The sequence below is a fragment of the Streptococcus orisratti DSM 15617 genome, from assembly GCF_000380105.1.
GTDB lineage: Bacteria > Bacillota > Bacilli > Lactobacillales > Streptococcaceae > Streptococcus > Streptococcus orisratti.
The window spans coordinates 1-11,479 of sequence record NZ_KB904491.1 but is presented as its reverse complement, the minus strand read 5'-3'; the positions used below and the strand labels follow the sequence as shown (position 1 = coordinate 11,479).

The following is an 11,479-nucleotide window of genomic DNA, read 5'->3' as shown; positions in this document are numbered from 1 at the left end:
AAATGAATCCTATTGAGCAAGTCTGGGCTGAGATTCGTAAACTTGGTTTCAAGAATAAAGTATTTAAGACTTTAAATGAGGTAATTGACAAACTTGAAGAGGTTATTCAAACCTTAACTGCTTATCAACTCAAATCAATTGTACATAGAGACTGGATTTCCGCTATTTTTGATTTTAACTGAGTATGAGCAGATACTACTTACTGTTATAGTTTAGATAAATCTCTATTGGCTATAAAAAATCCCCTATCCTTACGGATGGGGGTTATTTAATCTTTGCGGGCTCGAAGAGCTGACAAAATAGAAACTGTATCCACCACTTCTTGAAGCATTGCACCGAGTAAAGTAGGGATGACACCTGTACTTGCAATGAGCATAAGTATCAAACAAATCAATAAGCCTGCTAGAACAGATTGTTTTGCAACTCGAAGAGTATCTTGAGAAATCTTGATAGCCTGTGCAACTTTACTCAAATCATCTTTCAATATGACAGCATCAGCACTCTCACTGGTTGCTGTGGAACCGTGAGCTCCCATAGCAATCCCGACATCTGCAATTGCGAGAGCTGGTGCATCATTAACGCCATCTCCCACCATAATAATAGGGCGTTCATCCTCTTTAGTTTCTTTCAAACGTGCAATTTTATCACTTGGTAAACAGTCTGCCCTGACTTCGTCAATACCGACTTCTTTCGCTACTGCATTCGCCACTTCCGACTTGTCCCCTGTCAGCATGATAACACGTTTGATCCCCTGTGCTTTTAGGTTTTCGATGGTTTGTTTGGACTCTGGACGAATAGCATCTTTAAAACTAATGTAACCAATGAACTGATTATTTTTAGAAACATAAATAGTCGTTTGATTGGTGGCAAAATCTTTAGCACTCTCTGGCATGAGGCTGAGTTTACCTACCTTAACCAAATCACTTCCAATTAGAGCTTGAATTCCTTGTGCAGTAATCTCCTTGGCATCAAGGGCCGACCGAATGGTGATGTTTTGAGCTTGTACATATGTTAATAGCGAACGTGCCAAAATGTGAGACGATTCTTGCTCAACACTAGCGGCTAAAATTAAGAGTTCTTCACTATCAATACCATGTGGAATGATTTTATCCACTTGCAACTGTCCCTGAGTGAGGGTTCCCGTCTTATCAAAAGCAATAGATTTTGCTCGTGATAATTTTTCCAAAGTTGTTCCTGTTTTTACGATAATACCATTTTTGCTAGAACGGCTCATTCCTGCTACCATAGCCACTGGAGCAGAGAGAATTAAAGGGCATGGCGAAGCAACAACTAAAACTTGGGCAAAGCGAACTGGATTTTTGGTTACAAACCAAGCGATTCCTCCGATTAAGTAGGCAGCGATGGTAAAAGGTACAGCATACCTATCTGCAAGACGAACAAATGGGGCAGATTCATTTTCAGATTGCTTAACCAATTGTACTAAAAGTTGGTATTGACTGTCTTTGGCCAACTTGGTTACTTCAAATTGAATGGATTGGTCTCCATTAATAGAGCCAGAGAGGATGTCATCGCCAACCCCTTTTTCCGCTAAAACAGATTCACCAGTCAAAGAAGACTCATCAAAATTAGATTGACCTTTAACTATTTGACCATCTACGGGAACTAATTCTCCGGGTTTCACCAGAAGAATATCTCCGATTTCAGCCTTATCGACCTCAATATCCTCAAATTTTCCATCTTTTAATCGATGGGCAACTTGAGGCGAATTATCAAGCAAACTTTGAAGTTCTCTATGTGCCTGGCGACTAGCATAATCTTCTAAACTTTCTCCGCCTGTTAACATGACAAGAATCATCAGACTTGCCCAATAATCTCCTACACACAAGGTTGATATGATAGCTGTTACAGCCAAAATATCCACACCATATTTGCCTGATTTCAGCGTTCGAATCATTTCCATCAACATGCTAAAAGTCACGACACCACCTGCAATAGCTACGATGATAAAAGCAAGATTAGATTTATTAAAACCAAAATCCATTATGATAGCTAAAACTCCAATGGCAAGGGTCGTTAAAAATTTTTTGAAATTCATAAAAAGCGCCTTTCTTATTTAGAATTATTCTAAATATCTTTTTCTTAATTAGAATGATACTAAATAAAGGAGTAAAATGCAACCTATTTGTTTGATAAATTATGGTGAAAAAGTTAATCTTTTTTGGTACAATAGGAATATCAATTTAAAGGAGCACACTAACATCATGGCTGAATATTATGCCGCACCACAACTTAAACTATTTTCATTGAGTTCAAACATCGAAATCGCTGAGAAAATCGCTGCAGCAGCCGGCGTTCCTTTGGGACGTGTCTCTTCACGACAATTCTCTGATGGGGAAATCATGATTAATATTGAGGAGACAGTACGTGGTGATGATATTTATATCATCCAATCAACTAGTTACCCTGTCAACGATAACCTTTGGGAACTTCTTATCATGATTGACGCTTGCAAACGGGCCAGTGCTAATACTGTGACGGTTGTTATGCCATATTTTGGATACTCACGTCAAGACCGTGTTGCAAAATCACGCGAACCCATTACAGCAAAATTAGTAGCTAATATGTTGGTTAAGGCAGGAGTTGACCGCGTTGTTACCCTTGACTTACACGCCGTTCAAGTGCAAGGATTTTTTGATATTCCTGTTGATAATCTTTTCACGATTCCACTATTCGCAGAATATTACTGCAACCTTGGTCTAAAAGGCGAGGACGTTGTCGTTGTCAGCCCTAAAAATTCTGGTATCAAACGTGCCAGAAGCTTAGCTGAATACCTTGACTCACCTATCGCTATTATTGACTATGCACAAGATGATGCACATCGCGAAGAAGGTTATATTATTGGTGAAGTTGAAGGTAAAAAAGCAATCCTTATCGATGATATTTTAAATACAGGTAAGACTTTTGCTGAAGCAGCTAAAATTTTGGAACGTGGCGGCGCAACCGAAGTTTATGCTGTTGCTAGTCATGGACTTTTTGCAGGTGGTGCTACTGAAATCCTTGACACCGCACCTATCAAGGAAATTGTAGTGACAGACTCTGTACTTACCAAAGAACGTACTCCTCACAACTTAAAATACCTTTCAGCTGGTGATTTGATGGGCGATGCACTCATCCGAATTCAACGTCGTGAACCCTTGAGTCCGCTATTTGCTTATAATTCTAAAGACGAGGATTAAGCATGGTTTATCTCGATAATGCAGCGACAACAGCTTTGACGCCATCTGTTATTCAAGCTATGACTCAGGTTATGACAACAGACTTCGGAAATCCTTCCAGTATTCATACCTATGGCCGCAAGGCTAATCGGCGCTTACGTAGCTATCGACAAACAATAGCTGATATTTTAAATACTAAACCTCGTCATATTATCTTCACCTCTGGTGGTACCGAGAGCAACAATACAGCCATCAAAGGCTATGCTCTTGCTAATCAGAACAAGGGAAAGCATTTAATCACCACTACTCTTGAGCACCACTCCGTACTTCATACTATGGAATACCTAGAACATCGCTTTGGATTTGAAGTCACCTACTTGAAACCTGAAAATGGTCAAATTACAGCCCAGCAGGTCAGAGAAGCGCTTCGTGAAGATACCATTTTGGTCTCAATCATGTATGCTAATAACGAGACGGGGGATATTTTCCCTATCGCAGATATTGGTCAAATCTTACGAGGACACCAAGCTGTTTTCCATGTTGATGCTGTTCAGGTTGCTGGAAAACTTCCTTTGGCTCCAGAATCATTAGGTATTGATTTTCTATCTGCTTCTGCTCATAAATTTCATGGTCCTAAAGGTATAGGATTGCTCTATGCCAATGCTTTGCACTTTGACAATTTACTTCATGGAGGTGAGCAAGAAGAAAAACGTCGTGCCAGCACTGAAAATATGGTAGGTATAGCCGGCTTGGCTCAAGCATTAAAAGACAGTCACGATAATTTAAAAGATAATTATCAACATGTCCAAGAGCTTCACCAAACTTTTATTGATGAGTTAGGAAACCTCGATTATTACATCAACGGTAGCGATGTAACTCTTCCTCATGTCATTAACATTGGTTTTCCTAATAAAAATAATGGCATTTTGTTGACACAACTAGACTTAGCGGGGTTTGCAGTTTCTACTGGCTCTGCTTGTACAGCTGGAACTGTTGATCCTAGTCATGTACTATCTAGTATTTATGGTGCAGATTCTCCACGTTTAACTGAGTCTATCCGTGTTAGCTTTTCTGAGATGAACACAATTGATGAAGTTCGTCTCTTTTCAAGAAAATTAAAAGAAATTGTAGGAAATTAAGATGGCTTTTGAAAAAGAAATTAAATTGACTGATTGCCGTTACAGCTATGCTATTAGCCCAAATGTTAAAAAATACACGCTTCGCGATAATACTTTTGTACAAACAAAAATCGGCAATTACGAGTTGACGCGCCTGCTAGAGACCATTCCAAATTCAAATGATGGTTTCCCTTTGAAAATTACTATCAATAAGGATTTAAACGGCTTTAAATTGATGATTACGGACAAATCGGGTCTTCGTTCGGTTAATATTTTCAAGTCAGCTGACCATAAAATTCTTCAAGATAAGTTCTACTTCCTCATGGATAGCCTTGTTGAACGAGGAATTTTTACTAAAAAAGAAATATGAGATTGACGTATTTCGTTTGATCATGATAAATTTTCGTTTTCCTCCCCTTTAGGAGGGAATTTTTATTATTCCCAAAAAACAAGCTCCCACTAGTCTGAGAGCTTGTTTTAATTATGAAATAGTGAAGCTTTACTCTTTGATAATCAAAATAAGTTGTTATTACCTTGATGTGTGATGGACATTAGTTCTATCTACATCTTATTGATACAGACTGTGTTCTCTGAATCTTCAACGCATTAGTGCTGACGTTTACGAATTTCTGAGAAACTAAAGAATGTCAGCATTATACCGAACAAACTGATTAAGATGGGGGTGCTTTGGTCACCAGTTGTTGGCAAGGTGTCGTTTGCCCGCTCTTTTATCGGACTAGCTTGCGTTTGCTCTACTCGTGGTTTAGGAGTCAAAGTGACAGGTTGGGTAACAATGTTTTGTTCTCCAAAGTTTGTTTGACCATCAAGACTAGCCTTAGCCTCTTCAAGGTTTGCTAGTACTTCATCTATCTGTATCTGATTCGTATTAGCATCTGCTAAAATAGCTTGAGCTACTCGAAGAGCTTGATTATATGCTGATTTAGCGGATGTACTTGCATTTTGGTAACTTGCGGATGTGCGTTTAAATTCATCTGATTGACTGACTAATTTATACAAGCCGCTCTTGTTGACTTGTTCCGATTGTGTTGGTACAGGCTCTTTTTTAGTACCGACTAAAATAAGCTCTTCTACCGCTTCAGTCACAACTTCATCAATCATAACTTTTCCGTTAACACTAACAAGACGGCGAAGTCCATTATGTCCTTTGATGAGGACCTGCCGTGTTCCTTCAGGCAAATTTGGATCTTCTACTATGCGACTAGTGTAGGCAATGTCTCGCTCTGTGATAACTGCTTCTGGTTTTTCATCGGCAGTCGGAGCGACAGCAGGGACTTTTGTAATTAGATTTACTAGACTTGCTATGGCTTTTTCAAGAGCCTGAGTTGCAGCATCTACTTCATCTTGACTTGCATCCTCTTTAAAGCGTACAACCGTTGCAGTATCTATAGCTACCTTGAGAGCTTCAAGACTTTCAGGTGTTTTATTTCTTATGTCTGCTTTTTGAGCATCAAGCAAAGCTGAAAGCAAGTTTTCCTTTATCACAGTAAGCTTGCCATCAAGATTAGCACGAGCAACTTGAAGCGTTTTTAAAGCTTGATCAACTTCTAGTTGGTGAGCATCTGCTTTCTTCAAAACTTCCTGAGCCACTGCATAGGCTGTGCGATAAGCCTTTTGGAAATCTGGCTGCGCATTGTAATATGTTGGGCTAGAAAGCAAGTCATCATGTTTTGCTAATTCAGCCTGTAATGCTGTAAGAGCTGTCACTTGACCATTAAGAGCTTGATGAGCCTTGAGCAAATCATCGGTTACATCATTTACCTCCGCTTGACTAGCTTTCGGATTCGCCAGAACAAGCTGTGCTGCACGTCTAACGGTGTCATAGGCTACTTGTTTATCTGGATCCGCATTGTAATAAGCTGGTGTCGTAAGAATCATATCGTAAGCCTGACTTTCATTTGTGAGAACTGAAAAGTCAGTTGGTTTCCCGTTTAAAGCAGCGCGAGCATCTGTGAGGTCTTTAAGAGCGGCATCTACATCAATTTGTTTGCGTTTAGCTACGAGTATGCTTTGAGCATCTGCCAGAGCCTTGTCATAAGCAGCAACCCTATCAGGAGAAGCATTGTAATAAAGGGCGCTGTCTACAACTGCTGAGGCTTGTTCTTCTTCTGCCTTTAAGCCTGTCTTGTCTATAACAGTAAAGTTTACCTTGTTTGGTCGTCCAGCAACTACTGAAAAGGTCGGGTCTTCAAGCAGTTCATAGCCATCAGGTAGGTTTAGTAGCAATTTGTATTTACCAACATAGACAACTTTACCATAATCACTTTCTGAGTAACGCGCTTCTGGAAGTTGGTAAGTCTTGCCGTTTTCAGACACTATTCCAACAACAGTGTCTTTTGGCAAGGTCTTGTCAAAGTCAATTAAGAGATTAGCTCTTTGGAGGGTGTTGACATAGAAGCTAACATTTTCCAGACTGTTAGTTTCTGAAATAGTGATAGTTTTCTTGGTTTCACCGACCAGAACTGCTCTGTCAGTGTCATACAAGAACATCTCAATTGTATAAGTTCCAAATGGCAAAATCAAGATGTCATTATTTCCAGCATAACGTGGTACCTCTGAAATGATTTGTCCCTTAGCATCTTTGACAGAATAAGAGAAATCAATTCCTGTCTCATCATCAGTAGCGATATCGCGCGCATTTACACGCACAAGACCATTCTTGTTACCAATGGTAATTAAATCAGAGATTTTTGCAGATGTAATATTTCCAGCGTAGTCTTCAACAGTATAATAGAAATTACCGATTGCTGCCTTGTCAAGTGGTAAAGTGAAGGAGCCATCTGCGGCTTGTTCAACATAGACCTTATCATCCACGAGTTGAATTTTTCCAGTGTTATCGTTGATATCAAATTTACTTTGATTACCATTTTCATCAGTGACAAGATAGAAAACGCGTTCACGGAAAATTCCTGAATCACCTTTATCAACAGCATCGCGAGGGTTAAAGTTAAGTGTATCTGCATTGAAAGTAGCTGTTGTCACAACAGGAGCTTGACGGTCAATAAGGACATCAAAAATAGTTTCTTGAACTTTTGCACCAGGAACATCTGGTAAGTAGCGCAAAACATACTTATAGTGACCATCTGGAAGGTCTTGTCCCTTATTATCGGTGCCAACCCAGTATGTATTGGACATAAGACTTGATTTTGGGTGGTCAGGATTTCCAGAATAAAAATTCTTCTCACCACCTGAAGATTGGCTTTCCCAAAGTGGATTTGCTAGTTCTTGGTCATCTGCTGCATAAACAGAAGCACTTAGATCAGAGAAATTACGTAGGAAGACGCCTCTAAAAGCCAATAATTCTTGATTCCCATCACCATTTGGAGATATGGCAAGATGAGCTTTCCCATCATCTAATTTCAAGATGAATTGACCACTATCATTGGCGAACGTTCCCAATACCTTGTAAGTACCGGGTGTGTTAGAAATGGTACTGGTAGCCGAGTAAACAGGTTCCGAACTTGTTGTGATGAGGGCTGTCACATCAGCGTTAGTGGCAACAACATTGTCTTTTACTTGATAGTAGAATCCGCCTTTACCATCGGCCACAAGACTATAGATAGCTTTTTCTGTAACAGCAAGGTCTTGGAAATTACCTCTAAAGCCAACGTAAGGAATGCTGACAACATCAACTCCATCTACTGAATCAACAAAACGGACAAAACCTTCAAGATAGTAACCGTTTGGCATTTGTTCTTGAAGTTCTTTGGCAAAGGTTGATGCATCAACTGTGATAGTAACGGTTGCTGTACTATTAGCTTTTACAGTAATATCATTGCCATCAATAGTCGCCAGTGAGCGTGGTTTGAGGGTGAATTTTCCATTCTCAACGCCATCGGTATTAAGGTTAGTCAGATATTTCAGTCTTTGATCGTTGTTACCAATGTTATGGATAGTGACATCAAAGCTAAAGCTATCCTTGACGTTTCCAAGAGTAACGCTACTGTAATCATCTGAACCTGTCAAATAGAGTTCTTTTGTCACTGCTGCCTGTGTATCTACAATCCCTGCACCTTGTTGGCGTGGTGAAGTATAAGCTTGAGTTTCAGTATTAAAGTGAGCTTTAGCAGTACTCATCAGCAAGTGTTTAACCAGAGCTTCAATTTCATCATTTGATTTTGTTGGAAAGTTGGCTTTAAGATACTGTTTAACTAAAGCAGCTGCGCCAGCCACATGAGGTGATGCCATGCTCGTTCCATTCATACTAGCGTATTCACCATCATTGATAGACGAATAAATACCACCTCCTGGTGCTGCAAGGTCTGGTTTCAATTCTCCATCTGCTGAAAGTCCCCAACTGCTAAAATCCGAAAGTTCATTTGTATGAGGATGAACTAACTTATCAGATTCTCCGTTGAACTGAATTTTGTATTTTTCTGGATGTGCAGCTAATTCATTACCAAATTCAAACGGAATGAAAATAGATGGGATTGAGACAGCTGTTTCATCCAGCTGCATGCTGATATTTTCCTCCCCAGCTGTATGATTGAAGATGACAACTCCTTCCGCTCCTTTGGCCGCTGCGTTAGCAACTTTTTCAGAAAAAGTAATCTCTCCACGTTTAATTAGAGCAATTTTACCAGTGAGATCTTGGTCGCCTATTTCATCAGCCTTTCCAGTACCAAGGTAAACGTAATCGTATTGTCGTCCTTTTTCAAAGGTTTTTTTGCTCAATTCAGGATTTGAGAAAGAACTCTTGCCATAATTTAAGGCTTCATTGTCTTCCATGCCAACAATCTGCACAACTTTACTCATAATGCTTGTGCTGTTATAAGATGCGACAGAAATTGCGTCACGTGTAGTTGAAGGAGTTCCGACTAAGCCATAATCTGGATTTTCAGCAAGCGGGTTAGACTGTCCTGAACCCCAAGTGCCATCATTACCGGCTGCCATGACAACAGTAACTCCCGCCTTACGAGCCTCTTCAATAGCTGCAATAAGACTTTCTTCTGAATTAATAACAGAACCAGCCGCACTACCAAGACTAAGGTTGATAGAATCTGCTCCAAGTTTTACGGCATCTTTAATGGCGCGAACATATATCGCTGGACCAGTTGTATTTTTGACATCCGAGAAAACACGCATGAACATAACTTGAGCTTCTGGTGCAACACCGTAAACGAATTCACCACTATCTGGCTGCGAAGGATTCCCCGTGGCAATGCCTGTAACGTGCATCCCATGAGAGTGCTTATCAGTTTCCTTAATATCATCGTTAACGTCAACATAGTTATAGGCAAAAATGACCTTGTCATTGTACCATTTACCATAAGAAATGCCCGCAGCCTTTTTGGCAGCTTCCATCTGGTTAGCATCTTTATATTTTGCAGCATCAATATTAGTGATACGCAGAGCATCATGGTCAATATCTAGGCCTGAGTCGATGACAGCAACAACGGTCCCTTCTCCCTTGTAGCCCCCTACCCAAGTCTTATCCGCTGTTATGATTTTATCAGAATCAATACTTGATGGCTGATCTGGTTTGTTGGCAACTTCAGTTTTTTCACCATTTTCGTAAACAGCCTTAGTTTCCACTTCTGCTTGTAAATGTTCAGAAGGTGCATCATTTGCTACTTCTTGTGATTTTGGTATTGTAGGAGTGACTTGAGTTTCTGGTACGTCCTTGGTTAGAGCAACTCGTTCAGAAATTGGAATATTTTCAGTAACATCACTTGTAACTTCAGTAGCAACATCCGTAACTAGACTTGCAGGTATTGATGGGGCTTCTGCCTGTGAAGAAATTGGATCCGCCCCTGTACCTATTGTAGTTTCGACAATAGTCTCTACTGCTGTATCATCGGCCTTTACAAAGATAGCTGTGTTATCTACTTGCGAAGTAGCTTCGTCAGCAGCAACTTGTCCACCAGTTGCTACTAAAAATACTGTTCCTAAAAGAACTGATACTGCACCGATTTTATATTTCCGAATGGAAAAACGTTGATATTTAGCCATAAAAATCTCCTTAAAACTTTTCTTAAATTAACTAAAACGTTAATACGATTTCTATTAAAACACTAATTGTCGGAAAATTCAATAGTTTTCGATAATTTGATATTTTTTATCAAACAAGCTAAGATAATCGAAATCAACTAATTTCTAACACCTTAGACTTTTCAAAACTTTAGGTTTTTCATAAAATTTCGCACCAATATGTTGCATTTTTCACAAAGTTTCTTTAAAATAAAATGGAGATGTTTAAGAATCAAGGAGATAATAGCATGGCTATTGATAAATCTATTCCAAAGGCGACAGCAAAACGACTGTCTCTTTATTATCGTATCTTTAAGCGTTTTTACGCGGATAATATTGAAAAAGCTAGCTCAAAACAAATTGCAGATGCAATGGGTATCGATTCTGCTACCGTAAGGCGTGATTTTTCTTATTTTGGTGAGCTAGGGCGCCGTGGTTTTGGTTATGATGTTACAAAATTAGTCAATTTTTTTGCGGATATTTTGGGAGATCATTCTACTACAAACGTTCTGTTAGTAGGCTGCGGTAATATAGGGCGTGCACTGCTACGCTACCGTTTCCATGATCGCAACAAAATGCAGATTGCACTTGCCTTTGATACCGATGATAACCCACTTGTTGGAACTAAGACTGAAGACGGTATTCCAATATATGGTATTTCAAGTCTTAAAGAACATATTCAGAATACCAAGATTGAAACAGCTATCTTGACTGTTCCAAGTGAGCAAGCTAAGGAAGTTGCTGATAGTTTAGTTGATTCTGGAATCAAGGGTATTTTGAGTTTCTCACCTGTTCATCTGCATGTTCCAAAAAATGTCATTGTCCAGTATGTTGATCTAACAAGCGAACTGCAAACGCTACTTTACTTCATGAATCAGGCTGAAGCAAAATAGATAAAAGTAAAAAGCGAATGAAACTGATATACTCCCCTTATAGTGGACAGTGAAAAAACAAAAATTTTCACTAGAAACTATAAAGGGAGTTTTATTATGTCCAAAAGAAGTCCAAAGTCTGTCTCTGAGAAACTAGAAATTGTTCTACTCCACTTGGAAGCTGGGAAATCACTTAGCTGGTTAGCTAGGCACCATGGTGTGTTTAAAGACACCCTATCGAACTGGGTTCGGAAGTACAAAGAATCTGGTATTGAGGGGCTAGAGGAAAGCCGTCGCTGGATGAAGTATAGTAAGGAACTAAAGG

Annotated in this window: 7 protein-coding genes and 1 pseudogene; 6 read left to right on the top strand and 2 right to left on the bottom strand. The window is 39.5% G+C overall.

Annotation, left to right across the window (positions count from 1 at the left end; all coding sequences use genetic code 11):
• A pseudogene (locus A3I7_RS14335) lies at nt 1–182 on the top strand (IS630 family transposase); the annotation flags it as partial.
• A gap of 86 nt (nt 183–268) precedes the next feature.
• Here the strand turns inward: A3I7_RS14335 and A3I7_RS0108975 are convergent.
• Nucleotides 269–2,056 carry a heavy metal translocating P-type ATPase gene (locus A3I7_RS0108975; RefSeq protein ID WP_018376453.1) on the bottom strand — a complete coding sequence of 596 codons (1,788 nt, stop codon included), beginning with the start codon at nt 2,054–2,056 and terminating at the stop codon, nt 269–271.
• 166 nt (nt 2,057–2,222) lie between these two features.
• On the opposite strand from A3I7_RS0108975, the gene A3I7_RS0108970 reads away from it, so the two are divergent.
• From A3I7_RS0108970 to A3I7_RS0108960, 3 genes are read left to right on the top strand one after another with little or no spacing between them, the layout of a single operon-like run.
• The gene (locus tag A3I7_RS0108970) at nt 2,223–3,197 is read left to right on the top strand and encodes a ribose-phosphate diphosphokinase (RefSeq protein ID WP_026217208.1); all 975 of its coding nucleotides are present in this window, start codon (nt 2,223–2,225) and stop codon (nt 3,195–3,197) included.
• Between the two features lie 2 nt (nt 3,198–3,199).
• On the top strand, nt 3,200–4,315 hold the full coding sequence (locus A3I7_RS0108965) for a cysteine desulfurase family protein (protein ID WP_018376451.1): 1,116 nt from the start codon (nt 3,200–3,202) through the stop codon (nt 4,313–4,315).
• 1 nt (nt 4,316) lies between these two features.
• Nucleotides 4,317–4,664: a DUF1831 domain-containing protein gene (locus A3I7_RS0108960; protein ID WP_018376450.1), complete on the top strand. Its 348-nt coding sequence runs from the start codon at nt 4,317–4,319 to the stop codon at nt 4,662–4,664.
• A 236-nt stretch (nt 4,665–4,900) separates the two neighbouring features.
• Here the strand turns inward: A3I7_RS0108960 and A3I7_RS14915 are convergent, their stop codons facing one another.
• Nucleotides 4,901–10,264 carry a S8 family serine peptidase gene (locus A3I7_RS14915; protein WP_018376449.1) on the bottom strand — a complete coding sequence of 1,788 codons (5,364 nt, stop codon included), beginning with the start codon at nt 10,262–10,264 and terminating at the stop codon, nt 4,901–4,903.
• Nucleotides 10,265–10,530: 266 nt separating this feature from the next.
• Between A3I7_RS14915 and A3I7_RS0108950 the strand changes: the two genes are divergently transcribed.
• On the top strand, nt 10,531–11,175 hold the full coding sequence (locus A3I7_RS0108950) for a redox-sensing transcriptional repressor Rex (protein WP_018376448.1): 645 nt from the start codon (nt 10,531–10,533) through the stop codon (nt 11,173–11,175).
• A gap of 96 nt (nt 11,176–11,271) precedes the next feature.
• Nucleotides 11,272–11,479, top strand: a 208-nt coding sequence (locus A3I7_RS12765; protein ID WP_018376447.1) for a helix-turn-helix domain-containing protein, incomplete at its 3' end; no start/stop codon positions are given.

Coding starts and splice junctions, on each gene's coding strand:
- A3I7_RS0108975 (WP_018376453.1), bottom strand. CDS start 2,056: ATGAATTTCAAAAAATTTTTAACGACCCTTGCCATTGGAGTTTTAGCT.
- A3I7_RS0108970 (WP_026217208.1), top strand. CDS start 2,223: ATGGCTGAATATTATGCCGCACCACAACTTAAACTATTTTCATTGAGT.
- A3I7_RS0108965 (WP_018376451.1), top strand. CDS start 3,200: ATGGTTTATCTCGATAATGCAGCGACAACAGCTTTGACGCCATCTGTT.
- A3I7_RS0108960 (WP_018376450.1), top strand. CDS start 4,317: ATGGCTTTTGAAAAAGAAATTAAATTGACTGATTGCCGTTACAGCTAT.
- A3I7_RS14915 (WP_018376449.1), bottom strand. CDS start 10,264: ATGGCTAAATATCAACGTTTTTCCATTCGGAAATATAAAATCGGTGCA.
- A3I7_RS0108950 (WP_018376448.1), top strand. CDS start 10,531: ATGGCTATTGATAAATCTATTCCAAAGGCGACAGCAAAACGACTGTCT.